The organism is Nonomuraea sp. NPDC052116 (assembly GCF_040680035.1).
Classification (GTDB): domain Bacteria; phylum Actinomycetota; class Actinomycetes; order Streptosporangiales; family Streptosporangiaceae; genus Nonomuraea; species Nonomuraea angiospora_A.
Window position 1 is genome coordinate 182,069 of record NZ_JBFAWA010000011.1, and the last position, 25,036, is coordinate 207,104.

22 protein-coding genes are annotated in these 25,036 nt (G+C 71.1%); 9 read left to right on the plus strand and 13 right to left on the minus strand.

Annotated features, from left to right (window positions below):
• The first annotated feature begins 3 nt into the window (after window positions 1-3).
• A complete protein-coding gene (locus AB0L65_RS23145) occupies window positions 4-249 on the plus strand; it encodes a hypothetical protein (protein ID WP_364248616.1) in 246 nt (81 codons plus the stop codon).
• A gap of 23 nt (window positions 250-272) precedes the next feature.
• Here the strand turns inward: AB0L65_RS23145 and AB0L65_RS23150 are convergent, their stop codons facing one another.
• Entirely contained in the window at window positions 273-578 is a 306-nt protein-coding gene (locus tag AB0L65_RS23150) for a hypothetical protein (protein ID WP_364248618.1), read from the minus strand.
• A gap of 99 nt (window positions 579-677) precedes the next feature.
• Here AB0L65_RS23150 and AB0L65_RS23155 point away from each other — a divergent pair, with 99 nt between their 5' ends.
• From AB0L65_RS23155 to AB0L65_RS23165, 3 genes are read left to right on the plus strand one after another with little or no spacing between them, the layout of a single operon-like run.
• Window positions 678-1,061 carry a YbaB/EbfC family nucleoid-associated protein gene (locus tag AB0L65_RS23155; protein ID WP_364248620.1) on the plus strand — a complete coding sequence of 128 codons (384 nt, stop codon included), beginning with the start codon at window positions 678-680 and terminating at the stop codon, window positions 1,059-1,061.
• Window positions 1,061-5,620 (plus strand): amidoligase family protein, encoded by a 4,560-nt coding sequence (locus AB0L65_RS23160; RefSeq protein ID WP_364248622.1) that lies wholly within the window; start codon window positions 1,061-1,063, stop codon window positions 5,618-5,620. The genes AB0L65_RS23155 and AB0L65_RS23160 overlap by 1 nt, the downstream gene beginning before the upstream one ends.
• 31 nt (window positions 5,621-5,651) lie before the next feature.
• Window positions 5,652-6,167, plus strand: coding sequence for a hypothetical protein (locus AB0L65_RS23165; protein WP_364248624.1), 516 nt, complete (start codon window positions 5,652-5,654; stop codon window positions 6,165-6,167).
• A 10-nt stretch (window positions 6,168-6,177) separates the two neighbouring features.
• Here the strand turns inward: AB0L65_RS23165 and AB0L65_RS23170 are convergent, their stop codons facing one another.
• The gene (locus AB0L65_RS23170; RefSeq protein WP_364248626.1) at window positions 6,178-7,071 is read right to left on the minus strand and encodes a PAS domain-containing protein; all 894 of its coding nucleotides are present in this window, start codon (window positions 7,069-7,071) and stop codon (window positions 6,178-6,180) included.
• Between the two features lie 39 nt (window positions 7,072-7,110).
• On the opposite strand from AB0L65_RS23170, the gene AB0L65_RS23175 reads away from it, so the two are divergent.
• Together AB0L65_RS23175 and AB0L65_RS23180 are read left to right on the plus strand one after the other, a co-directional pair.
• Entirely contained in the window at window positions 7,111-7,317 is a 207-nt protein-coding gene (locus AB0L65_RS23175; protein WP_364248628.1) for a hypothetical protein, read from the plus strand.
• A gap of 73 nt (window positions 7,318-7,390) precedes the next feature.
• Entirely contained in the window at window positions 7,391-7,924 is a 534-nt protein-coding gene (locus AB0L65_RS23180; RefSeq protein ID WP_364248630.1) for a hypothetical protein, read from the plus strand.
• 16 nt (window positions 7,925-7,940) lie between these two features.
• Here AB0L65_RS23180 and AB0L65_RS23185 read toward each other — a convergent pair whose 3' ends face one another.
• The 4 genes from AB0L65_RS23185 to AB0L65_RS23200 form a co-directional block, all read right to left on the minus strand.
• Window positions 7,941-8,492 (minus strand): CGNR zinc finger domain-containing protein, encoded by a 552-nt coding sequence (locus AB0L65_RS23185; RefSeq protein WP_364248632.1) that lies wholly within the window; start codon window positions 8,490-8,492, stop codon window positions 7,941-7,943.
• 48 nt (window positions 8,493-8,540) lie between these two features.
• A complete protein-coding gene (locus AB0L65_RS23190; RefSeq protein ID WP_364248634.1) occupies window positions 8,541-8,990 on the minus strand; it encodes a cytochrome b/b6 domain-containing protein in 450 nt (149 codons plus the stop codon).
• A gap of 69 nt (window positions 8,991-9,059) precedes the next feature.
• Window positions 9,060-9,545 carry a molybdopterin-dependent oxidoreductase gene (locus AB0L65_RS23195; protein WP_364248636.1) on the minus strand — a complete coding sequence of 162 codons (486 nt, stop codon included), beginning with the start codon at window positions 9,543-9,545 and terminating at the stop codon, window positions 9,060-9,062.
• A 137-nt stretch (window positions 9,546-9,682) separates the two neighbouring features.
• Entirely contained in the window at window positions 9,683-10,405 is a 723-nt protein-coding gene (locus tag AB0L65_RS23200; protein ID WP_364248638.1) for a sulfite exporter TauE/SafE family protein, read from the minus strand.
• A 69-nt stretch (window positions 10,406-10,474) separates the two neighbouring features.
• On the opposite strand from AB0L65_RS23200, the gene AB0L65_RS23205 reads away from it, so the two are divergent.
• Entirely contained in the window at window positions 10,475-11,173 is a 699-nt protein-coding gene (locus tag AB0L65_RS23205) for an alpha/beta fold hydrolase (protein WP_364248640.1), read from the plus strand.
• Here the strand turns inward: AB0L65_RS23205 and AB0L65_RS23210 are convergent.
• The 6 genes from AB0L65_RS23210 to AB0L65_RS23235 all read right to left on the minus strand — a co-directional run bounded on the left by AB0L65_RS23210 (window position 11,154) and on the right by AB0L65_RS23235 (window position 22,008).
• Window positions 11,154-16,361: an SDR family NAD(P)-dependent oxidoreductase gene (locus AB0L65_RS23210; protein ID WP_364248642.1), complete on the minus strand. Its 5,208-nt coding sequence runs from the start codon at window positions 16,359-16,361 to the stop codon at window positions 11,154-11,156. The two genes, AB0L65_RS23205 and AB0L65_RS23210, sit on opposite strands and share 20 nt — an antisense overlap.
• Window positions 16,354-18,006: a non-ribosomal peptide synthetase gene (locus tag AB0L65_RS23215; RefSeq protein WP_364248644.1), complete on the minus strand. Its 1,653-nt coding sequence runs from the start codon at window positions 18,004-18,006 to the stop codon at window positions 16,354-16,356. Before AB0L65_RS23215 ends, AB0L65_RS23210 begins: the two co-directional genes overlap by 8 nt.
• A gap of 21 nt (window positions 18,007-18,027) precedes the next feature.
• On the minus strand, window positions 18,028-19,206 hold the full coding sequence (locus AB0L65_RS23220; protein WP_364248646.1) for a peptidogalycan biosysnthesis protein: 1,179 nt from the start codon (window positions 19,204-19,206) through the stop codon (window positions 18,028-18,030).
• 55 nt (window positions 19,207-19,261) lie between these two features.
• A complete protein-coding gene (locus tag AB0L65_RS23225; protein WP_364248648.1) occupies window positions 19,262-20,161 on the minus strand; it encodes a sulfotransferase domain-containing protein in 900 nt (299 codons plus the stop codon).
• A gap of 192 nt (window positions 20,162-20,353) precedes the next feature.
• Complete coding sequence (locus tag AB0L65_RS23230) at window positions 20,354-21,526, minus strand: hypothetical protein (protein ID WP_364248650.1); 1,173 nt, start codon at window positions 21,524-21,526, stop codon at window positions 20,354-20,356.
• Entirely contained in the window at window positions 21,523-22,008 is a 486-nt protein-coding gene (locus tag AB0L65_RS23235) for a SigE family RNA polymerase sigma factor (protein WP_185075897.1), read from the minus strand. Before AB0L65_RS23235 ends, AB0L65_RS23230 begins: the two co-directional genes overlap by 4 nt.
• Window positions 22,009-22,159: 151 nt before the next feature.
• On the opposite strand from AB0L65_RS23235, the gene AB0L65_RS23240 reads away from it, so the two are divergent.
• Together AB0L65_RS23240 and AB0L65_RS23245 are read left to right on the plus strand one after the other, a co-directional pair.
• Window positions 22,160-23,542, plus strand: coding sequence for a cytochrome b N-terminal domain-containing protein (locus AB0L65_RS23240; RefSeq protein ID WP_364248652.1), 1,383 nt, complete (start codon window positions 22,160-22,162; stop codon window positions 23,540-23,542).
• A gap of 80 nt (window positions 23,543-23,622) precedes the next feature.
• Complete coding sequence (locus AB0L65_RS23245) at window positions 23,623-24,204, plus strand: carboxymuconolactone decarboxylase family protein (RefSeq protein WP_364248654.1); 582 nt, start codon at window positions 23,623-23,625, stop codon at window positions 24,202-24,204.
• Between the two features lie 16 nt (window positions 24,205-24,220).
• On the opposite strand, the gene AB0L65_RS23250 is transcribed toward AB0L65_RS23245, so the two are convergent.
• Window positions 24,221-24,952 (minus strand): DUF3592 domain-containing protein, encoded by a 732-nt coding sequence (locus AB0L65_RS23250; RefSeq protein WP_364248656.1) that lies wholly within the window; start codon window positions 24,950-24,952, stop codon window positions 24,221-24,223.
• Window positions 24,953-25,036: the final 84 nt, after the last annotated feature.

Here is a 25,036-nt window from a genome sequence, read left to right on the forward strand (position 1 = left end):
TGGGTGACCGTGACTCCAACACCCAACCCCTTACCGGACGGGGATGTATTCAAGGCCCCCGTCCCGGACGAGACCTTTTCCGAATTCAAGAGATATGTCGATCTGCTGAATGAGCCCACCCTCGCCGACCAGGTCGTGGCATGGCTGCCCGTCATCGCCGGGGTCGCGGTGGGAATCCTGATCGGCGTGGCCGCCACGCTGATCATCACGCGGAAAAGACGTAAGCGATTCGTGCCGAGCCGACCCTGACCGTCTCCTGATCCGCACGTGAATCAGGTGGGCAGGGTGCTGGCGTCCTCGCCGGCCTTGTACGTCTTCGTCGCCAGGTGCAGCCGGTTCTCCTGCTCCCTGAGCGCGCTCGCGAGCAGGTCGAGCCCTCTGCCGATGCTCTCCATCCGCTGCCCGCGCGCCTGCCAGTACGCGCGGCCGTAGTCGTCGTCGCCGACGGCGGTATGTGCCGCGCTCGACGCCGCCTCGAACCGGGTGTGGGCGCCGGACACGTCACCGGCCATGCCGTCCGCCGCGCTCGCCAGCCGGTGGAGGTGGGTTTTGCTGTAGACGACGCCGTCGAACTCCACGGTTCGGGAGCCTAGCTGGCATGTGCAGACATGAGTGGAAGAATCGGGAAAGAATGGTGCTTCTGAGGTTTTTGGTGCTCGTGAGGGACGGAGGTGACGATGGACGAACCGTGGCGGCTGTTGGAACAACTCGTCCAGGAGGTCAACCAGCAGACCGAACAGCTCAAGAAGATGCAGGAGAGGGTTCGGGAGCTGTCGGCGACGGCGAAGTCCAAGGACGGCATGGTGACCGTGACCGTCGGTCCCCGCGGTGAGGTGCGCACGATCGAGCTCGACCCCCGGGTCTACCGCAAGCTGTCCCCGTCGGAGCTGTCCGCCTCCGTCGTCGAGCAGATCGGGCGGGCGACCAGGCAGGTCTCCGCCGAGATGAAGGAACTGATGGAGCCCTTCGGCGTGCCGGAGCTCCCGTTCGAGGACCTGTTCGGCGAGGGAACGAACTTCGAGTCGTTCCTGCCGCACCCCGGTACGCCCGAGCCGCGGTGATGGGACTCGATCTCAGTCTGGTGCCCGAGATCGTACGGCCGCTGGCGCTGCCGCTGACGGGCGGGGCGTTTCCGGAGACCGACGTCGACGGGGTCATCGCCGAGGCGCAGGTGCTGGAGAACCTGGCGGACCTGCTGGCCACGATCAAGTCGGACGACGCCGCCGCGGTCGTGCGGTCGCTGCGCGACCACCAGTGGCAGGGCGCCGCCAAGGAAACGTTCGAGCAGGTCTTCAAGATGCTCGGCGGACAGCCGGACGCGGACGGCACCCCTTCGGACGAGACGCTGATCGACCTCCTGGAGAAGGGGCTCCGGGAGGAGGCGGCGTCCCTGCGCGAGCACGGCGTGCGGATGCAGCACACCGAGTGGATGATCTACGCCTCTCTCGCGCTGCTCGGCGCGATGATCGTCAAGCTGCTGGTGTGGATCTACGTCAACGGCCCGGCCGTTCTCCGGCTGATCCAGCACAACACGCTGCTGACCCAGGTGAACATCCAGACGCTGAAGCGGCTGATGCTGGTCAACATGCTGAAGTTCGCCGGGATCATGGGCGGCCTGGACTTCGGCGTGCAGGTGGCGCAGCAGATCTGGGGGGATCGCGAGGCGGGGGACTTCGACCTCGCGTCGCTGGCGATGTCGGTGGGCAGCGGCGCGCTGACCGGTGCCCTGTTCGCCGGCGCGAACGCGGCCCTGTCACGTCTGCTGAGCCGGCGGATGGTGTACGTCGCCTCCGAGGCCGAACTGGCGGTACGCGACAAGATCGCGGCCATCGCGCAGAGCATGTACGGCCAGGCCCTGCTGGGCGGAGTGGCGGGCACCGCCGGAGCCGTCCCGGGGCTGGCGATCAGCGGGCAACTCGACGGCGAGCACCTGGCGTACACCTTCATCGCCGGTGTCGCGGGCGGCCTCGACATCCCCGCGGCGGCACGGGTGAGCCACATCCCGATGCGGGCGGTCGCGGAGCTCGGCGACACTCCGTCCGCCACGGCTCCGCATGCCGACCCGCCGCCCACATCCGGCGGCGAGCCCCCGCTCCCGTCCTCGCCTGCGCTTCCGTCCTCGCCCCGACCCGTACCGCACGACACCGCCCCGCTGCCCGTACCGCACGACGCCGCCTCGCCGCCCGTACTGCACGACGCCGCACCGCGGCTCGCAGGGCACGACACCACCACCCTGGCGCAGCACCATCCTCGGCCCGACCAGCACGCCGACGTCGCCACCCTGATCAACCGCCGGCCGTCCGAACCGGGGACCAACCTCCCCCAGCCGCACCAGGGCCAGGTGATCGTCGGCGAGGTCACGCGGCGCCACGACGTGCTCCTGCACAGCCCAGCCGAGCAGGGCGGCCCCCTCGCACGACCCCAGCAGAACCTCCCCGCCGCCCGGGCCCCGATCGGCGACACCGCCCCTGCCGTCCCGCGGGCCGAGCCCGCGACCCCGGGCAGCCTCCCTCACACGTCGCTGCTCCCGGCCACGGTCCCGGCGATCATCACGCCCACCCCCGACGGCGCCGCCGAACAGGACAACCACCACCAGACCCAGGACAGCCCACCTGCCGAAACGGCGCCGGCCGTCCAGGAGCGGCACCCGGACGACTCCGCTCCCTTGCCGCGCGTCGACGGCGATCCGCCGGTGACCGGCCAGCCGACAACGACGCCCCATCACGCGAGTACGGACCTCCAGGGCGGTCAGACCGTCGTGCCCAGGTCCAGCCCGCTGCCCGAGAACCCGCGCCGGATCGAGCCGGTGTCCCACCAGGCCGACGTCTGGCCCGCCTCCCGGGAGTCGCTCGAGAACGTGTGGGTGCCGGTGGAGGAGGTGCCGGCCCTCAACCTGCACCCCGACCTGGCCCGGGCCTGGCCCGACGTACGCACGGAACTCGACCGCGTCCTGGCCGCTCCCGACACCCGTCCCCGGCCACCGCACCCGGCGAACACGCACGAGATGCCCGGCCTCCCCGACACCGACGGATTCTCGCCGATCGCCGATCCGCGGCCACGGAACTTCGCCGAAGCCGCGGCGACCGTCCACCGCTGGTCGCCCGGCAACGACCGCCCGCACCAGAACGGCCCGCACCAGAACGGCCCGCACCAGGGCGGCCCGCACCAGAACGGCCCGCCGAACCGGATCGAACACCTGCTGAGCAACCCCCCGGCCGCGGCGGACGACGTCCTCCTGGCGGAGGGCCGGCGCCTGGTGGAGGAGCTGCCCGTCATCGACGGGAGCGACACGACGGCAAGAGCCCTGGCCTCGATGAGCCGGACCCTCAACTGGCCGAACCCGCGAAGGGCCCTCCACGACCTGGCCTCCGAACTCGGCCTGAACCTCGATCTCGACGCCTTGGTGGAGGTCTACGAGAACGCCCGTGGATTCGGTATGAACCCGGACGGAGCGACCGGCCGTACGGGCCTGGTCGACGCTCTCAGAGCGGCCATGGCGGCGGACTCCTACCGCTGGACGGGGCAGCACTACCAAGCCCGCTTCTCCCTCCCCGAGGCGACCCCCGCGCAGGCACGCACGATCGGGCTCATGGTCGAGATGATGGGCGAGCCCGTCACCTCCGCCAAGGTCCGGAACTTCGTCAAACCCGTGCTCGACCGGCACGGCATCGGCGACGTCAGGGAGTTGCTCCCGGTCGTCCGGGCGGCCCACGAGAAGGGCTACCTCCCGGCCGGGACGACCGGGGAGGCGGAGTTCCGCGCGGCCATGGACCTGTTCTGGCAGGACGACCCGTACCTGTGGAACGGGGTGCTGCTCGCCGACAGATACTCCTTGCCCGAGCTGCGCGACCCGACCGCGCGTCTGTCCGCGCGCCTGGAGGAGATCGTCGCGCACTCCGGCCGTGACACCGTTCCGCCGCTGGAGGGCCTGGCCGGCGACCTCGGGCTGGGCCGCTCCGCCGAGCAGCTCGTCCGCCTGGCCGCGGACGCGCAGGCGAACGGCGCCGACCTGGCGCGGGCGGCCGACCGCCAGGATCTCGTCGGCCGCCTCGCCGCCTACCGGGCGCGCGACCCGTACCTTTGGGACGGGTTGCGGATCGCGGCCGAGCGCGGCCTCACGGGGCTGAGCAACGACGAGGCGCGCATCCTCTCCCGCCTCGCCGAGATCATCGCCTCCGAGTCGCCGTCCCGGATGTGGGTGTTCGATCCGCTGCGCCGGTTGGCGGGGGACGCGGGTCACCACCATTCCGTCGAGCAGCTGGTGCGGCATGCCGCCGTGGGACTACCGCACGGGGTCGACCCCTTCGGGCCGCTCGACAGGCAGCGGGTGCTCGACGTCCTGGGTACGAACGCCGTCGTACGGCCGGACCCGCAGCAGGTCCCGCCGGGCCTGCACGACCTGTCGCCCGCGGCCGTCCGGGACGCCCGGCAGGCCGCGGTCCACGCGCACGCGCAGGCGAAGGAGGCCTTCCATCAGTCCTCCCTGCGCCGCACCGTGTCGCGCCTGGTCGGCCAGGACCCCCTGGTGGTGGCCAGGCAGGAAATGGTGGCCTCGCTGGAGGCCCGCACCCGGGCGTGGCAGCGCTGGCCGGATCGCCCCGAGGTCTCTTTCACGGGGGATTTCGCGGCGTACCGGCACGCTTACGATCAGGCGGTGCAACGCGCGGTCAGGGGAGAGGCGGTGATCCCCTACATGCGGGAGAACGCCACCGCGTCCCTGGGGGCCCGGGACGGCGGGCGCGGCTTCGGGGTGGAGATCGAGTTCGAGCTGCCGAAGCACAACGCCCGCCAGGCCCTGCAGGCCATCGCCCGTGCCCTGCACAAGGCCGGCCTGGTCGCCGACGCCCGGGTGGACAACTACCACACCATGCGGGACGAGGGTTACCGGTCAGGCAAGAACGGCGGGCGCGGCCTCTGGAGGCTGGAGCAGGACGGCACGGTCGACGGCGAGCTGATCTCGCCCATCCTGTACGACGAGTCGGCGACGTGGGAGAACCTCCTCGTCGCCACCGAGATCATCCGCGCGCACGGCGGCACGGCCGGCGCCTCGACCGGCGGGCACGTCCACGTGAGCACGCACGACTTCGACCACATCGTGGAGAACTACACCAGTTTGCTGAACCACGGGGGCCTGCACACCGACACCCTGTTCAGGCTCGGGCACAATCCGGAGCGGGAAAGCCACCGGGGCGTGGCGCAATGCAAGCCCAACCGGCTCCCCACGGAGGGCTACCGGTCGATAGCCCCGGTGCGCAATCTCAACGGCCGCAAGTCCGCGGTGAACATGGAGAGCATGAAGGGGACCGCGAAAGACCACGTCGAGTGGCGGCTGTGGGACGGTTCGCTCGACCCCGCCGTGATCCAGTCCCGTGTGAAGGTGTCGCTCGCGGAGGTCGAGGCGGCCTTCCGCACCGCGACGCTGGGTCAGTTGCCCAACCTGGGCCGGCTCGACCAGCTGGGCGCCCACGCCGAGCTCCTCAAGCTGGATCCCGGGCTGGACCTCACCGAGCAGGGAAGCCTCTCCTTCCGCGTCCTGATGGACGAGCTGTTCTGGCGGGCCGCCGACAAGGAGCAGCTCACCGCCCTGTTCGCCGCCACCCGCTGGGTGCCCGCGGCGTGAACGACCTCACCACGGAACGGGAGGCCGGCCGGTGGCCGTGATCATCCGCAACTCCTCGGCGGCGGAGCCGCCTCCGGCCGCCCCGGTCAACGGCGACGGCCGGCCGTACCGCTATGAAATGATCTACGCGGACGGGACCTACCGCGGCTACGCCGACGACGCCGCCGAGCTGGCCGGGATGCTCATCCCCGGCTACGCCTCGCTCGCCACCGACGGCGAGCGGGCCGCTGCGCGGGTCGGCCTCGCGATGGACGTGCAGGTCAGGGTGCAGGCCCAGCTCGCGGCCGGGCCGCAGCTCGACGCCTGCGACGAGGCCGAGCGCGCCGTCCTGCTCGGCGGCCGGCACGAGCCACCGGCCCCCTCCCGATGGGAGGCGCCGGTGCCCCTGGTCCTGGTCTCGGCCTTCTACGAGCCCGCCGGGGCGCTGCCGCGGCCGTCGGGGCCGGCGGAGCTCCAGGTCTGGCTCGACCCGGCCGACGACTGGACCCTGCTGACCAGCCTGCACACGGCCGGCGTGATCGTCGTGGGAGCGCGGGAGGACGCCTGAGGCCGGACGTTCAGTCGACGGTCTCGGCCTGGAGCTCGTTGAGGTAGTTGTAGATCGTGAAGCGGCTGACGTTGAGCCGCTGGGCCGCCTGGTCCACCGCGCCGCGCAGGGTGAAGAAGCCACGTTTGTTGAGGTCCTCGACCACCGCGACCTTGTGCGACATCTTCATCAGGTCGACCGGCACCCCGGCCCCGTTGATCGCGTTGTCGAGGATCCCCTCGCCGAGGCTCTCCAGCGACACCGGGAAGGTCTCCGCCGGCCTGCCGGGAGGGGCGTCGAGCATCGGGCCCGCCCCGGGTGAGAGGGCGGTCATCGCATGGAGGACCTCCTCGGCCCGCTTCAGGTCGCCGATGTCGGTGTTGACGCACAGGCACACCACCGACTTGCCGGACGGGGCGTGGAAGAAGATGCTCGACGAGCGCATCACCAGCCCGTCGGCGGTCTCGGACCGGTAGCCGATCAGGTGCTCGGTCCAGCCCGCCTTGAACGTGCGCAACCCCAGGTCGGTGGGCGGACCGCCGATGTCCCTGCCGGTCAGCGTGCCGCCGATGGCGGCGATCGTGTTGGGCATGGTGGTCAGGTTGTGCAGCACCGCCTCGGTCTTGGGGCCCATGGCCTGGGCGAGCGCCGGGATGACCGGGCCCAGCAGTTCGACCACCAGGGCGGCGTGGGCCCGCTCGTTCGTGGTGAACGTCGGCTCGCCGTCCGCGGACGTGGCAGCCCGGACACGGTCAGGATGGGAGAGCCGGTCCGCGGCCTCCTGGCGGCGCAGCCGCAGGTCGGCGCGGATCTCGTCCAGACGGAGGCAGGCGGACGAGCGGCCGTCGCCGACGGACGCGAGCGGTGGCCGGGACGTGGCGCAGTCGGGTGTGCTCCAGTCGCAGCGCGCGGCGAAAAGGCGCACTGGTCGGCCAGGTCGTCGGCGCGCGGGACGCTGCCGGCGATGCGGCTGCTCATCTGCACCGGCCTGTTCGACCTCACGACGACGATCGGCGCCGCCCGGCACGCCGTGCGCCAGTCGGCCTGGCCCCGCGAACGCGTCCGGACGGCCGGCTACGCCGGGGGACACATGATGTACAGCGTGGAGGCGAGCCTGCGGGAGCTGTCCGGCGACCTCCGCGACTTCGTGAAGAGTGCTCCTGTGACATAACAGGTACGCGATCCGCCCGGTTTCTTCTATGTTTGTCCCTGGCTGTGACCATGCGCCCAAGGAGATGTTCGTCGTGAAGAAACCTCTTGAAGGAGCCGCCCTGCGGGCCGGTGCCGTCGCCGTCGCGCTGACCGCCGGCCTGCTGACCGCCTCCCCGGCCGGCGCCACCGCCGCGACCGGCACGGGGTCCGTCGCCCTGGCCCCGCAGAACGCCGCCGCGGCCCGCCCGGGCAACGGCAGGATCATCTACGACGGCCTCAGCGGCGGCCGCGGTGTCCTCAAGATCAAGAACGGCACGCCGAGGGACGGCGTCGTCACCCTCGTCAAGGGCAGGACCAAGGCGATCAGCATCTACGTCCGCGCCAAGTCGTCCGCGAGCATCAAGGACGTCAGGGACGGCTCGTACCGGATCTACTTCACCACCGGCTCCCGCTTCAGCACCAGCAAGCGCAGGTTCGCCGTGGGGGCCGCCTACCAGCGCTTCAACCAGCGGCTGAAGTTCGTCACCACCGCCACCTCGTACAGCATCTGGACCATCACCCTCCACCCGGTCAAGGGCGGCAAGGCGCAGACCTCGCAGATCAACCCCAAGGACTACCCGGCCTGATCGCCGACGGCCGGGGTCAGCGGGCCCCGGCCGGCTCCTTCTTGCGGGCCCGGTAGGCCGCCGCCTTGATCTTGTTGCCGCAGGACTCCATGCCGCACCACTCCCGCCGCCCGCCCCGCGAGCGGTCGATGAAGACCTTGGTGCACTCGGGGTTGGCGCACTCCTTCATCAGCGGCACCTCCGGGCCGCTGAGGAGCTCGATCGCGTGCCGCGCCACGGTGGACAGCGCCTGCGCCGGCGTCGCCTCGACCCACCGCCCCTCGGCGGTGAGCTGGGGTGTCGCCGGCGGCTTGCGCGCCGTCTCGTTCACCAGGGCGAGCGCCTCGTCGTCGTATCCGTCGTCGGCCAGCCGGGCGGTGACCAGCGCGTAGACGGCCTCCCGCACCGCCACCGCCTGGACGAGGTCCGCCTCCTGGCAGGGGGAGACGGCGTCGACGATGCCGGACTCCAGATACCAGGCGTCGAGCCGGTCCGGGGCATCCAGCGTCTCGAAGCGCGTGGTGCGGCGCGCCCGGAGCGTGCAGGCCAGGTCGAGCGCGGGGTTGCCGCACAGAAAGACATGCTTCACATCACCAGTTTGACAGGTGACGTCTCGCCGCGCAATCGTCATCACCGCTCAGACCGGTGACTGGTCGTCGAGCCAGCGGGGATGGTTCTTCCTGGCCCACGCGGTCGTCACCCAGCCCGTACGCATCCCGCGCCGCGCCTCCGGGGCCCGGTACGTCAGCCGGATGTGCCCGACCACGACGGCGGCGATCGCCACCGCCGTCAGGTCGTGCACGAAGATCGCGCTCGCGCGGGGAATCCCCGGCAGCAGGCCGGTGAACCACATCAACAGGCCGGTGAACGTCATGACCGGCACGGCCCCGGCGATCCACCCGGCGTAGACCTTCTGCCCGGCGTTGAACTTGCCGGCCGGGCGCGGGCCCGGGATACGCCCGCGTGCCGCGCGCAGCCACTCCCTGTCGTACGGCGCCAGCCGGTTGAGCCTGCGCAGGTCGGCGCGGAACGCCCGAGAGGCGAGACCGAGCAGGACGGGCACGGGCAGCAGCACGTCCCCGCGCACAGCGGCATGAGCCCGGCGGTCGCGCGGTGGACCAGCCGCTCGCCCCGGCTGAAGCGCCGCAGCGAACGCTCAGGCCGCCGGGTCGAGCCAGCCGTCGACGTCATAGCCGTACTCCTCCCAGTAGCCCGGGATGACCTGGTCGGTGACCGAGATGCCGGAGAGCCATTTGGCGGACTTGTAGAAGTACATCGGGGCGACGTAGAGCCGCACCGGGCCGCCGTGGGCGTGCGTGACCGGCGCGTCCAGCATGTCCAGGGCCACCAGCACGTCGGCCCGGCGGGCCTGTTCGAGCGTGAGGCTTTCGCTGTAGACGCCGTCGAAGCAGGTGAAGCGGACCGCCTTGCCCTCGGGTCGCACCCCCGCCGCGTCGAGGAGGTGCGAGAGCAGCACCCCGGAGAAGGGGACGTCCGGCACCCGCCAGCCGTCGGTGCACCGTGCCTCGCCGACGACCCGGGTCTGGGGCAGCGCGCGCAGCTCGTCCAGCGTGAACGTCCCCGGCCGCTCGACCAGGCCGCCGATCTCCAGCCGGTAGTCGGCCGCGGTCTTCCTGGGCACCGAGGCCGCGACGCTGTAGTACCGGAAGCCGCCCGGGTTGGGCAGCAGCCCGCCGCGGCCCCCGGCCGGGCGGAAAGGCGGAGTCCCGTAAGACTTCCGTCACTATTGTCCCCGAGTGCGCGTTTCGCTCGAAGGCGTCAGCCGTTGAGCGCGCTGGCGAGGGTCACGGCCGCGCTGACGAGGAGAGCCGCCAGCACCACCTTGCGGAAACGATCCGGATCGATCCGGCTGAAGATCGCGTTGCCGGCGAACCATCCCAACTGCACGACGGGCAGGCCCACCAGCCCGATCCAGAGCGACTGGGAGTTCACCTCGCCGGCCACGGCGAACCCGATCAGGCTGAACACACTGGTGCCGGCGAACACCGCCGAGAGGGTGGCGCGGAACTGGGCGGGCTCGTAGCCCATGCCCTGGAAGGCGGCGACCATCGGCGGCCCATTGGTGCCGGTGGACGTCGAAAGCGCGCCGGACAGGAGACCGACTCCCACCAATACGGGGACATTTCCGGGTACCTTCACGCGCCGCCACACCATCACCGTGCAGCCTAAGACTCCGACCCCGATCAGCGCCGTCAGCAATCGCTCGGACGTCACTCCGTACACCCAGAGGCCGATCGGCAGGCCGAGCACGATGCCGGCCATGGCGATCATGGCCACCTTCCACTCGGCGTGGTGACGCTGACGTACGGCGATCGTGATGGTCATGGCCAGGGCGGACATCGTGGTGGAGACCACCGCTGTATGGGGGTCGACCGCGAGGGCCAGCAGCGGGGTGGCGACGAGGGCGTACCCGAATCCGGTCACGGCGTGCACCGTTGAAGCAATCAGGATGATCACGGCGGCGGCGAGCAGCGTGGACACCTATCACACTTTGCCATAGATCCATTTAAATGATCCAGTATTGTCAGGGGTCAATTAGGAGCGAATTACATGAGTGGTCAGGAATCTGCGAGTTACGTCGTCAGCCCGTCACTCGATGGCGATCAGGTCGTCATCTTCGTTCCCGGTCTGGGAGGCCGGACGAAGTTCGTGGACCGGTGGAACGAACCGGGCCGGGAACCTGTCATCCGAAGGGCCGGCTGGAGCGAGCCGATGAGCGTGCCCTCCGTCGACGTCCGCGGCGCGGCGCTCGCGTCCCTCGTCGCGGACTCCGGTGCCACGGAGGTCGTGCTCGTGGGCCACAGCATGGGTGCCCTGGTCTGCCTGGAGGCGGCCGGCCACCTGGAGCGGCAGCTGCGCGGCATCGTCGTCATGTGCCAGTACCCGCCGCATCGCACGCCCGTCTCGCCTCTGGCGGAGCTGCCCGACCGGGCGCTGGCCGAGGAGATCGAGGCGCCGCCGCACATCCTGGACACGGTGGCCCTCCCCGAGTACGCACGTCTCTGGCGGTCCGAGTACCGCCTCCTCAACCGCTATCTGGAGTCGGACCCGCGCCCGGTGCTCAACGCGCCGATCGTCGCGGTCGGAGCCAGAGACGATGCGAGCTCCTGGGACACCGAGTGCCTCGACGACTGGAGCCACTACACGACGGAGTGGCTCTCGGTCCACCTGATCGGCGGCGGCCACCAGATCGTCGAGGAGCTGCCTGCCGAGACCCTTCGCGAATGGGTCAGGAAGGTTCTCGGCTGAGCAGCCGCCGCAGCTCGGCGGACAGCTCGGCCACCGTCGGGTGGTCGAAGATCACGGCGATGCCGACATCCACGTCGAAACCCCTGCGGATCTCCTCGACCAGCCCCACGGCGGCGAAGGAGTCGCCGCCCAGCTCGAAGAAGTCCTCGTCGGGGCGGACCGACTCCACACCGAATTCGGCGCACCACATCTCCGTCAGCCGGGCCTCCAGCGACACCTCGTCCGACGGCGCTTCACCCGAGACGCGATCGGGCGACGCGTCCTCTTCCGCATCGTCGTCCGGCGTGACCTCGGGGTTCTTCAGGACCGCGTCCTCGCCCGCCAGGGTGATCGCCACCTGTCTGTGGCCGGGCCCGCCCAGGATGCGCAGCAGCATGCCGACCCCGGCCGCGGGCGTGATCCCCGGGTCCCGCTCCTCACGGTAGGTCTCGGTGGCGACCATGGACTCGTCGACGCGGCGCATGGTGAAGCCCCTGACTTCGACGGCGACGTCACCGCCGGCCGTCAGCACGTCGATGTCGGCCACGATCGTGTCCGAACCGCTCGGGCGCCGGCGGATGTGGCTGTACGCGAGGCCCGGGATCGGCCGGTGCACCACGATCGACTGGTACGCGAAGGGCGCGTGCGGAGGCTCGTGGTCAGGATCCCGCGCCAGGGACACCGCCGCGTCCAGCAGGGTGGGATGCAGGGCGTGCTCGTCGAGCTCATGGTCGAACGCCTCGGGGAAGGTGAGTACGGCGAGCTTCGTGCCGCCGTCCTCCCCGGAGGTCCAGATCTCCTCTCCCGGCCACCGCGGACCGATGGTGAACAGCCGGTTGTCAGGGTCGTTCGCGGGCACCCGCCGCTCGGGCAGCGACGCGCGCAGCCCGTCCAGGTCCACCGTGCCCGCACTCGCGTCCGCCAGCCGGATCTCACCCGTCGTGTGGACGCGGTAGTCGCCGGGGGTCGGCGGGAGCGGCGCGGAGCGGACGGTGAATCGCCAGAGGTCCTCATGCGGTTCGAAGCCGACCTCGAGCGACACGGGCTCCGGCGTGGTGATCGGCTGCCGGAAGACCATGTGGCGCAGCTGCGCGGGCCGCCCGTCCGGGTGATCGACCGCCTCGCGGAAGGCGCGCAGGACGAAGTCGACCTGGGCCGTGCCCGGCAGCACCGGCACGCCGTTCATCCGGTGCTCGTCCAGGATCGGATAGTCCTCGGCCGACAGCGGGGTCGACCACCGGCGCACCTCCGCCCCCGGCCCGGAGCGCCCGGCCTGCGGCTGCCGCCCCTGGCGGGCGGCCATGCCGACCTCGGCCCAGGACGGCCAGTTGATGGTCATCGAGGCGCAGCCGGTCAAGGGCTGGCGGCGCACCAGCGCGTCGAGGAAGGCGTTCGCCGCGGCGTAGTCGGCGCTGCCGACCAGGCCCCTGAGCGCCGCGCGGCTGGAGAAGGCCACGAAGAAGTCGAGGTCCGTCCGGCCCCGCAGCACCTCGACCAGGGCCAACGTACCGTGGACCTTCGGCGCGAGCGTCGCCGACACCTGCTCCCGCGTCCGGAACTGGAGCATGCCCCCTCCCGCCACGCCGGCCAGGTGGAACACCCCGTTGACGCCCCCGAAGGAGTCCGACGCCCGGTCGATCGCGCGCCGCAGCGCCTCCACGTCGGTCACGTCGCAGGCCTCGACGCGGCACTCGGCTCCAAGCGCCCGGATCTCGGCGAGCTCGGCGTCGTGCCCGCCTGTCGCATGGCGACCCAGCAGCAGCAACCGCGGTCGCAGCCCGGTGTCCGCCAGCCCGCGTGCCACGGCCAGGCCGAGGCCGCCGAGCCCGCCGGTGATGACGTAGGCGCCCTCGCGGCGCAGGTCGGCAGGGCCCACCCCGCCAGGGACGAGCTCCCGCTCGCCGGGGACCCAACGCCGATCCCCCCGCAGGGCGACGATCTCCGATCGCTCGGGGCCGCGCAGCTCCCCGAGCAGCCGATCGTCGATCGCGCCGCCCTGGACGTCGACGAGCTTGCACCTGGCACGCGGGTTCTCGAGCATGTAGCTCCGCAGGAGCCCCAGCAGCATGGCCCGCACCGGGTGCACGGTCTCGCCGCCCGTCACGTCCGCGGACAGCTCGGTGACCACCAGGACGTCGCGGGCGCGCTTGTCGGGCGCCCGCCGGGCCGCTTCCTGCAGCAGCTCGACGATCCGGTGGAAACCGGCGTCGAGCTGGTCGTCGATGTTGCTCAGGTCAGGTTCGGCCGGATCTCCGAGCTGCGTCGCGTCGACGATGAGGTCCGGGTATCGCCGCGACTCTCTCAGCTCGTCCAGCAGCCGGACGACGTCCGCCGGGTGCCGGGGGCGGATCACGAACTCGTCCGCCGCCTCCGAATACGAGGAGCCGTGCCGCACCCGTAACGCGTCCCAGCCGGCCTTGCCGAGCAGGGCGGCCAGCTCGCCGCCTCGTCGCGGATCGTCGGGCAGGAACACCAGCGGCCGGTCCCGGGCGGGGGTGTCGCGGTGCCCGCCCGGTGCGGCCTCCACCCACGTGGGCAGCCGGTACACCGCGCGGCCCGCCGGCTCCGTCGCCTCCTGAGCGGGCGGGCCGCCCGGCGACGCCCGCTCGATCCAGTGCCGCTCGCGCTGGTACGGGTAGCCCGGCAGAGGCACGCGCTCCCGAGGACCCGTGGCACTCAGCGCCGACCAGTTCACGTCCGCGCCAAGGGTCCACATCCGGGCCAGCGCGTTAAGGAACGAGGTGCGCTCGGTGGCGCCCTTCGACGGGCCGTTCGGGAGCGTCGGCACCGCCAGGTGCCGCTTGGCGCGCACCTGAGGATGTGACCGTACGAGGGTGGTGAGCGTCCGCCCGGGGCCCACCTCCACCAGCACCCGGTCACCGCCGGACAACACGGCATCGAGCGCCTGCCTGACCAGGACGGGCCGGGTGAGCTGGTGGACCCAGAAGTCCGCGCTGCGCAGCCGCGCCGCCTCCACCAGGCCACCCGCGGACGCGGAGCAGACCTGCCAACGCGGGCTGCGTGGCCGGATGCCGTCGAAGGCCGATCGGAACCGCTCGGCGGCGCCCGTCATGGCCGGGGTGTGGAAGGCGTGCCGCGCTCTCAGCCGGGAGGCGGCGAGCCCCGTCCCGGCGAGGACCTCGTCCTCGAAGCGGCGCACGTCCTCCACCGAGCCGCCGACGACCGTCTGCCGGTCGCCGTTCACCACGGCGACGCCGAGGCTCCCGAAGAGCAGCGGCGTCACGGTGTCCAGGCCGGCCGCGACCGCCACCATCGCGCCCCGGGGCGCCTCGCTTATCGCCCGGGCCCGGGCGCTCACCAGCCGTACCGCCTCCTGGAGGGTGAACACCTCGGCGAGCGCGGCGGCCGCGAACTCCCCGATGCCGTGGCCGAGCAGCACGTCGGGCTCGATGCCCAGGGCCAGCCACAGGCGCCCCAGCGCGTACTCGACGCTGAAGAGCACGGTGGTGTCCTCCGGGCCTTCCGACGCCCCCTCCCAGGTCTGCCGCTGCGCCAGGCCGTGGGCCTCGAAGAGCTCGAAGCACTCGTCGAGTGCCGCTCCGAACGCCGGTTCGGTGCGATAGAGCTCCGCCGCCATGCGGGCGTGCTGCGCCCCTTCCCCCGGGAACAGGAACACGGTGCTCCGGTCCGCCGGCTCCTCCGGCGTGACGATTCGCCTCGCGCGGTCGAGCACGGCGGTGGCCGCGTCTGACAGGCTCTCGACCACGACGGCGCCTCGGACCGGGTGCGGCGTGCGCCCCTGCTGCAGCGTGAACGAGACGTCGGAGAGCGGGTCCGCGCTCTCCTCGAAGGAACGGGCGAGCCGCTCCGGGTGGGCCTCGGCCGCGGACGGCGTCCGTCCTGACCACACGATCAGCTGCGTGGGCCCCGGAGCCGGGGCGACCGCGCGGGGCGGCGCCTCTTCGAGGATCGCGTGCGCGTTCGTGCCACCGATCCCGAACGAGCTGACCCCCGCCAGGCGGCGGCCGGCCGATCGAGGCCAGGGCCGCAGGGTGTCGTTGACGAAGAACGGTGAGTCCCCGAGCCCGAGGAGCGGGTTCACCTCCTCGAGGTTGATGCTCGCGGGGATCTGCTCATGGGCCAGCGACAGCGCGGCCTTGATCAGCGAGGTGATCCCCGCCGCGTGACCCAGGTGGCCCACGTTCCCCTTGATCGATCCGATGGGGCACTGCCCCGACGTCGCCCGGGCACCGAACGCCTTCCGCAGCGCCGCGATCTCGATGGCGTCACCCAGCCGGGTCGCGGTGGCGTGCGCCTCGACGTACCCGATGTCCCCGGGACCCACGCCGGCGACCTCCATGGCTCTCAGCACGACCTCCGCCTGCCGATCGGCGCTGGGCGCGGTGAAGCCGACCTTGTTCGCGCCGTCGTTGTTGACGGCCACGGCGCGGATCACCGCGGAGATCCGATCACCGTCGGCCAGGGCGTCGGCGAGCCGCTTGAGCACCACGACGCCGACGCCGCTGCCGAAGATCGTGCCGCCTGCCGCCGCGTCGAAGGGGCGGCAGTGGCCGTCCCGGCTCAGCGGGCCGTCCTGGGCCCACCAGTACCCGTGACCGACGGGGAACTCGACGTCGGCGCCGCCGGCCAGGGCGACGTCGCACTCCTGGAGCCGAAGCGCGTTCACGGCGAGATGCACGGCCACCAGCGAGCTCGAACACGCGCTCTGCACGGTCATGCTGGGGCCGTGCAGGTTCAGCTTGTACGAGACCAGCGTCGAGGCGCTGTCGGGGTTGTTCCACATGCCGGCCGCCATGCCGGTGGCACTCCGCAGCGCCTCCAGGCTCCCGAGGACGCGGCCGATCCCGTAGCGGTTCGCGGCGACCGACGAGAACACGCCCGCTCTGCCGAGCCTCGAAGCGTCGTAGCCGGCGTTCTCGACGGCGGCGTGCGAGGTCTCCAGGTACAGCCGCAGCTGCGGGTCGCACGCCTCGGCCTCACGCCGGGTCAGGCGGAAGAACTCGGCGTCGAACAGGTCGATGCCCTCAGGCTCCGCCACTGCCCGCACGTAGGCCGGGTCGTCCAGCGCCTCGCGCGACACGCCGCTCGACCGGAGCTCGTCCGCGGACGGGAAGCGCACTGCCTCCTCCCCGGCCACGAGGTTGCTCCAGAGTTGCCGGATGTCGGCCGCGGCCGGGAAACGACCGGCCATCCCGATGATCGCGATCGGCTCGACGAGGTCACCCATGTCGTCCTTCTTTCAGGTTCTCCCGCAGGTGATCGGCAAAGGTGTTCAGGGTGGGATATTGGAAGACGAGCACGGGAGAGATCTCCGTTCCGAGACGCACGGAGACCTCCGCCACGAAACGCATGAGAGACATCGAGGTGAAACCGGCCTCGAAGAACCCGCCGTCGGGGTCGATCCGTTCTCCGCCTCGGCCGAGAGCGGACTGCGCGCTCTCGTGCAGCACCTCCCACAGCGTCGCCGCCCGGTCCGTACCCTGCCCGCCTGGCGAGTCGCGCACCTCGATGCTCGAAGGCACGACCGCGGGGTCCAGGCAGTCGCTGAGCACCGCACGAACCTCGTCGCCGTCGACCGCCGCCGTGGGGCCGCGCACGACGGTCAGGCGTACGGATCCGACCCCGTTACCGTCCTCGACGAACGTCGCCGTCGCGTCGACGACGCCGGCGACCCGGGCGGCCGCGCCCTCGATCTCGTCCAGCTCCACGCGCGTGCCGTTGACCTGGACCTGACGGTCCGCCCGCCGGAGGAAGCACATCGAGCCGTCCGGCAGCCGGCGGACGATGTCGCCGGTGTCGTACCAGCGCCGGCCGTCGTGGCCGGGAGCCGGCAGCGGGGTTCCGTCGGTGTAGCCGAGCGCGCAGGCGCCGGCTTCCACGTGCAGCCGGCCCGCACTGTCGATCTTGACAGAGGCGTGGCCGAGCGCGCGTCCGATGGGAACCGGGTCCTCGCTCGCGACCCCCTCACCGGGCGGCACCTGGTGCATGCACACGACCTGCGGGGTCTCCGACGCGCCGTAGCAGTTGGCGATGGTGGCACGCGGGGCGAACCGGGCCGCCGACCGCAGCGCCGCCGCCGTGAGCCGTGCCCCCACCGAGCAGACCAGCCGCAGGCTCTCGACGGGAAGCCCCGACGAGCCCGCCATGAGCTGGAGGAGGACCGGCGAGCCCTGGAGCACGGTGATGGAATGCCTGGCGAGCCAGGCCGCCGTCAGCCGGGGATCCGAGGCCGTGCGGCCGTCGGGAATGAACAACGTCGCGCCGGTGAGCCAGGGCGCGATCAGCTCCCGCAGGCTCGGGTCGTGGCCGGGCCTGCTGAGAAAGGCGATCCGATCGGATTCGTCCATGGGCAGTTCCTTGAAGAACGCCACGCCGGCGGCCTCGAAGGCCGCCCGTCCGACGACGATCCCCTTGGGCCTGCCCGTCGTGCCGGAGGTGAAGAGGACATGGCTGACTTCTCCCACGTCCTGGCCATGGAGCCGCCGGCCGGTGTCCAGCGGCTCCAGACCGGTCAAGGTGGGCCCGAAGGTCGCCGCGGCACCGGTGGCCGTCAACGCTCCGCGTACCCGTTCAGGACCCCAGTCCCCGAGGATCGCCGGGACGGCGCCCGCGCTCCAGACCCCCACGATCCGCGCGACGAACTCCGGGCTCCGCTCCGCCGGCACGCCCACCACGCGGCCCTCCAGGCGGTGAGCCCGCACGGCGTCGCCGACGTCCTCGCTGAGCGCGGCGACGTCGCCGAAGGTGATGTCACGGCCCTCGTGGACCAGGGCGACCCTGCTCGGGTCGCGTGGCACCCGTCCGAGAAGCCCCGGCGCGGCGGTACCGGCCGGGCCACGGACGGGACTGATCAGCTCGTCCCCTCGGCTCACGCTAGCCTCCCTCGGATCGGGTCATAACAGCTCATCCCACGCCGAGTGGAAGTACCTGGGGTGCGCGCCGCGTAGCTCGCTCCAGTGCTTCCTGCGCTGCTCCGCCGGCGCGGTGTCGATCCGGCGGTCCGGGCGATCTCCGGCCGCCGCCCACGCCAGGTGCGTCAGCGGGAGCACGGCCGAACCACGCCTGGCCTTGCCCAGCTCCGCCCCGGCGCCGGTGACGACGCTCGACAGCCCCATCGCATAGGCGTGCCTGACGGGTTCGTAGATCGCCGCGTTGAAGTACACGAACGGGTCCGGCGCGTCGTCGTCGAGGCGTCCGAAGTCCGTCACGTACAGCCGGTCATGCCAGCGGCACAGGACTCCGGCGCCGACGACGTGGCCCCGCACCCTGCACAGCACGGCCGTCGCCGCGGCGTCTCCCAGCGCGGCCGAGTACTGCGCGAGGCGCCGCGTGACCGCGTCCACGCCGTACGCCATCCCGTGCTTGGCCCGCACGTTCACGATCATCGGCGCGACGGTCGCGATGGCCTCGCGGAGAGGGACGGTCTCGGTCGCACAGGTCCTGGCGAAGAGCCCCACCTCCCTGCGGACGCTGGTTCGGGTGTTCCGTGGCAGCGTCGCGAGGTAATCCTCGAAGCCCTCACCGGGGAGCACCAGCTCGGTCTGCGCGACGCTCGCCAGCCGGTGGTGATCTCCGTCGCCGACGACCGGAGCGAGATCTCTCCATGAGGAGGCGTCGAGGAACAGGAAGAAGGTGTACGGGAGCCCGCGCTCGGCCGCCACGGCGCCGGCGGCGTCCCGGAGCGCGCGCAGGACCACCGTCCTGGTCGTGGCCGGCAGGGTGCGGTCGATGATGAGCCGCGTGGTGAACCCCGCACGGGAACCGGCCAGCAGTCCCAGCCGGCCGCCGGGCGGGCCCGCGGCGTGTAGAAGGTCCTGGAAGTGGAGCTCCGGCCAGTACAGGAAGTCACCACGACTGGGGAGCGGGTCATAGAGGGGAAGGGCGCCGAGGATCCGGGGGTGCCCGGGTTGACGGGCGATCAGGTAGGTGACGGGCGCTTCGCCGGATTGCTCCAGAGCCCGCAGCCACGCGCGGCTCTGGAACAGGTCCCGCGGGTCGGCGACGTCATCCCACGCGCGCCCGGCGATGTCGTCCAACGAGGGGACGCGCTCGACCGTCACGAGCCCGGGCACTTCTGGCTGTATTTCTGGAATTTTCTGGTGCGTCATCGAAACACCGCAGTCACGGTCAGCCGGGCTCGTGATGGAGCCATTCGAGCAGGTCCGGCTCCGCGAACTCGGCTATCCGGCGGTCGTAGTGCGCTCGATCCTCAACGCTGAGGAACTGCTGCCATTGGCCCGACTTACCGCTGCGGAAAAAGCGTTCGCGATCGCGGATGTAGCCCAGTTGCTCATCGGGTGCGAGTTCCTCCGCGCGATTTCGCATCTGTTGGAACGTTGCTGCCTCGACCAACTCCGGCCACCTGCTCTCGTCGATCTCGATGCCGAGCCGTCCGGCGAGCCGTCGCATCTGGCCGGGGAGGTCCTCGGAGAGCTCGGCGTAATGGAGCAGGATGACGTTCGGCTCCGAGCGGCGGACCCATGCGCGGCTCTGCGTCCAGATCAGCGCGCGCAGCGAGTCGAGGTTGGCGTACGGCGAGTCGTCGTTGTCGACCCAACGTAACAAGTACGTCCGTTCGTCGAGGAGGTCCCTCTCGTCATGGCCGTCGACCGGGGCCTCGGCCGCCCCGTTGCCGGGGTTGGCGGCCTGGTGGATCAGCCGGCGGATCACCTCGCGCTTGAGGTTCTTGCCGTGGCTGCGCAGGGAGATGGCGACATCGCGCGGATCCCGGCCCACCGTGATGTAGGTGACCTGCGGATCGGTGGGGATGCCGTCGAGCGGGATGTGGGTCTTGATGAAACGGCGGTGCCGCTGCGCGGACAGGTGGTCCCAGACCTCCTGCTTCGGACGTACGAGCATGTCGATCCACGGTGAGAGGCTCGACAGCGGCGCGGGCAGCTGAGGCGTCTGGAAGACCAGGAGCGCGCAGATCATCTGGGTCCAGGTGGTGCCGCACTTAGCCGGGGAATTGATGACGATGTCGCCAGGCCGGAATTGGAACCCGTCCCACCGAGAGCTGTCCTCCATCGGTGTGAGGTAACGAGCTAGATGCGTCGTCATTTGTGTGAGTTTAATCACTGCACATGAGTTACGGAAGGTATGTGATTGTGCGTGTGCATTCCGTATATGAATCGGGATTTATCCATATTACTGATCTGACTAGCCGGGAATTGTTCCGGTAAACCCCCTGTCTGGGCTTTTGATGATCAAATCGCGGGCTCACCAACCGCGCAGGGAGTAGGCGGTCACCTCATCGGGCAGTTCGGCGACGCGGGACAGGGCGCCGGTGCCGATGTTCCAGCCGAGCAGCCTGTCCCCGCTCTCGATGATCACCGTGTCCTGGCCGATCCAGCCGCGTACGGGGCAGCCGCCCTTCCCGCACCTCGTGTCAGGAGCGTCGCCCCAGGGCAGGAGCAGCGTCCTGACCACCCGTCCCGTGTCGGGGTCGGCCACGACGACCACGTCGGCGTTCCCCGCCTGGTCGCCTTGGGCGGACGCCGACCTGGCGACGAGGTCGCCGCGCTGCCATCCGTGGTTGCCCAGGACGCCCACGGGCATGCCGCCCTCGCCGGTGAGGCCCCGGACGTCCAGCACCACCTCCGACCCGCCCTCCTGGATGACCGTCCGGCCGCCTTCGCCGGGCGAGACGATCCTCAGGTCGCGGTAGCCCGCGACACCCGTGAAGCCCTGGTACGACTGCCGCCGCGCCTTCCCCGTGGCCAGGTCGAGCAGGTAGTTCGCCTTCTCCTGCTCGACGAGGAGTTGCTCGCCGCGCCAGAGCACCACCTCGTTGAACCCCGGCACCTTGTAGCGCCTGGTCTGGCCGATCACCAGGTCGACGACCACCACCGCGTCCTTCTGCGGGAAGGCGGCCATCGTCCCGTCGGGGGAGAGCGAGTTGGGCTTCAGCGCCGTCCCGCCGTTGCCGGCCGAGTCCACCGAATCACTCAGCTTCACATCGAGGGGGACGCGGCCGTCGGACTTCATCTGGTAGATCCGCCCGTCGCCGAACTCGGCCAGCGCCAGCACGGGTCCGGGAACCGAGGTCACGGCGGGGATGCCGGCCCACTTCTGCGGCAGCCCGGTCGCCAGCGTGGGCAGCCCCGCCTCACCGCCGGGCGGCGGCGCCGTGTCCATGGGCGGGGTCGACGGGATCGTGGGAGTGGGGGTGACGCTGGGGTACACGGTGATGCCGCGCTCGACCGGCTCCGGGGACACGACGATCTCCACCGCGACGAGCGCGGTGAGCGTCGCGGCCACCGCGACCGCCGTCCACCGGCGGCGGGCCCGGCTCCGCGTGCCCTGCCGCCACAGCTCGCCCGCGCGGGACGGCCCCTCGGGCAGCGTCTCGGCGAGATCGTCGAAGAGCTCCCGCAGCCTCTGGTCCGTCATATCAACACCTCTTCCAGCTCGGGAGCGACCTCGCGCAACCGCTTCAGCGCCGCGTGCGTCTGGCTCTTCACCGTCCCCGGCGAGACCCGCAGGATCGCGGCGACCTCCCCGACGGGCAGGTCCTCGTAGAAGCGCAGCACCAGCACCGCCCGCTGCTTCACCGGCAGCCTGGCCAGCGCGCGGGCGAACACCACCTTCAGGTCCGACGCTCCCGAGGTGTCGTGATCCGCCAGGTCGGGCGGCTCCCCGTAGGCGAATTCCCGCCGCCTCCGCCAGCTGGACGCCACGTCCCTGTACAGGGTGGTACGCACGTAATTGACCGGGTCGGTATGCACTTTCGACCAGCGGCGCGCCAGTTTGATCAGGGCATCCTGGAGGACGTCCTCGGCCAGATGCCTGTCACCGCTGATGAGGATGGCCGCCCGCAGCAGGCGCGGGTGCCAGGCGGCGACGAAGGCCTCGAACGCCTCGGAATCCGTCATGTAGACAAGACGTCCCAGAGGGGGTGAACGGTTGGGGCCTCCGCGAAATCAGGTCGGTGGTGACGTGAATCACCGTCACCGGCGGCTCTTCGGTGTCACACCTCCCGGCTCGATTTCGTCTTGTGAGTGAGGCACGTTTGAGGGGGCTCACATGCGTTCGTTGCCGGCCAAGCGCCGCTCGTTTCAGTTCTCCCACTGGTCGTTCATGTTCGCCGAGATCGCCGTCTGGTCGTTCGTCGTCCTGGCGGTGACCGGGGCGGTGCTGATGGTGTTCTACGACCCCGGCATGTCCCAGGTGACCTATGACGGCTCGTACGGCCCGCTGCGCGGACTCCTCGTCAGCAGGGCCTTCGACTCGACCATGCACCTGAGCCTGGAGGTGCGCGGCGGCCTGCTCATCCGCCAGGTCCACCACTGGGCGGCGCTCGTCTTCGTGGCGGCCGTCGCGGTGCAACTGCTGCGGATGTTCCTCACCGGCGCGTTCCGCCGCCCGCGCACCGGGCAGTGGCTGATCTGGGTGACGCTGCTGGCGCTGGGCATGGCCGCGGGCGAGACCGGCAACGCCCTGCCCGACGACCTGCTGTCGGGCGGAAGCCTGTGGCTGATCAAGTCGGTCGTGCAGTCCGTCCCCGTGGTGGGCACCTGGGCGCTGTCGCTGCTGTTCGGCCCGGACTTCCCCGGTGACAGGGTCATTCCGGTCATGTACGGGGGCCACCTGCTGGTCGCGGTGATCATGGCCGCGCTGCTGATCGCCCGTGAGCTGCTGGTGCGGCGGCACGGCCACTCCCGGTTCGTCGCCTCGCTGCCGGCGCGGCGGAGCGTGCGCCCGATGATGGCGCTCGCGACGATCGGGATGCTGATCATCCTCGGGTTCGGGTTCCAGATCGCCCCCATATGGCTGTACGGCCCGGCGACGCCGACGCAGATCTCGGCGGGCTCGGTTCCCGACTGGTACATGGGGTTCCTCGACGGCGCTCTGCGGATCATGCCCGGGTGGGAGCTCACCATCGGGGACTACACGCTCAGCCTCGCGGTCATCGTCCCCACGCTGGTGATCCCCGGGGTCTTCTTCACCGCCCTGGCCGCCTACCCGATGGCCGAGCGCTTCCTCGCCTCACGACGCGGCCGCCGCGACGCGCTGGGCCGGCCCAAGACGACGGGCCGCATGGCCCGCGAGACGCTCGCGCACGACCTGCTCGATCGGCCCCGCGAGACGCCGGTGAAGACGGCCGTCGCGGTCGCCGGCGTCACGTTCTACGGCCTGCTGTGGGCGGCCGCGGCCAACGACCAGTTCGCCCACCAGTTCCAGCTCACGGTCGATGCCGTGACGATCTTCTTCAGGTACGCCGTGCTCATCGGCCCCGTCATCGCCTTCGTCGTCACCCGGTGGATCTGCCTGGCCCTCCAGCAGACCGATCGCGACGTGGCCGAGCACGGAGTGGAGACCGGGATCATCGTGCGCTCCCCTGACGGCGGTTTCCACGAACGGCTGGCGCCGGCGCGGCGGGAACCGGCGATCACCTCAGGGCGATGACAGGTACGCTCGCCCTGCCCACCGTCGCGGGCTTCTTCACCACACATCTCTGACCCGACACCGGCGAACAGGACATCGACGTGCGCGACACGCCCGCCCCGCGGCTTCCGAAACTGACCGAGGCCGAGCTGAGCGAGGAGCAGCTGGCCCTCTACCGGCAGATCACCTCGGGTCCCCGCGCCGCGGGGCCCCAGCTCTTCGCGCTCCAGGACCAGGACGGGGCGCTCAACGGGCCCTTCGGCGTGATGCTGCACGCGCCTCTCCTCGGCGGCCCGCTCCAGGAACTGGGCGCGGCGCTGCGCTACCGCACGCGGATGAGCGCCCGCACCCGCGAGATCGCGATTCTCGCCGTCGCCGCGGCGACCGGAAGCGACTTCGAGAGGTACGCCCACGAGCGGGTGGGCCGCGCGGCCGGGCTCACCGAAGAGGAGCTGTCCACGCTCGCCTCCGGCACCTTCACCTCCGCCGACCCTGTCGAGGCGGCGGCCTACCGCCTATGCCGGCGGCTGCAGGACGACCCGCGCCCCCTGGACGACGAGGAGTACGCGGCCGCGGCCGGACCGCTCGGCCGCGAGGGTGTCGTGGAGCTGGTCGTCCTCATCGGCTACTACCGCACCCTCGCGCAGCTGATGGACGTGTTCGCGATCGGCGCGCCACTCTAGCCGGCCTGCGGGCCCGTCAGGACGGGGACGGAAGCGCGTCCAGGTCGATCAGGTTGCGATCGGGGTCGGCGGCGTCGTACAGCACCCGAACGCTGGTCCGGCCCCGCAGGCGGGGACCCGGGTCGTCGCGGAGATGGTCACTGGCCGCGGTGTACGTCCGGCCCGTCCGCTCGTCCTGCCACGTCGCATGGACGACGTACGGGTGCCGGTTGTTCACCCGCACGCTGAAGTCGCGTCCCACGTGCTCGACCTCCGCCCACACCTGCTGTCCCCGCTCCAGGAGCCAGGCTCGCAGCCGGGTGATCCGCCGTCCCTTGACGAACAGGACCGTGCCGATCGGGGTGAACACCACCCCCAGCCCGCCGACGATCAGCGGAGCGAGGAACGCCGACGAGAACGACGCGATCCGCGCGTCGGACGGATCGCCCGGGTCGTAGGCGACCGGCACGCTTTCGCCCTTCTGATGGGACGGCGGGTTGCTGCCCGTGGAGCTCTGGAACGCGTACAGCCTGCCGCCGACGGTGAACTCCACGGTCGGGTACCAGAACGTCGCGCGGCGGGTATGGCCGTCGGAACTCCGGGTCGTGCTGGTCCGCGCGGTCAGCTCGACCACCGTGCCGTCGGTCCGCTCGGCCGAGGCCAGGAAGCCCGCCGTGGAGGCGGCGATCGCGATGCCGACGCAGAGCAGCACCAGCCCGATCAGACCGAAGATCCCGCCCACGATGGTGAAGAGCCGTCCGTTACGCATAGGACGAGTGTGCCCGATCGGCCCCATGAGGGTCGCGGCGGTCCAGCCGGGAAACGGCCCGTCCAGGGCCCGGGTGATGGCGCA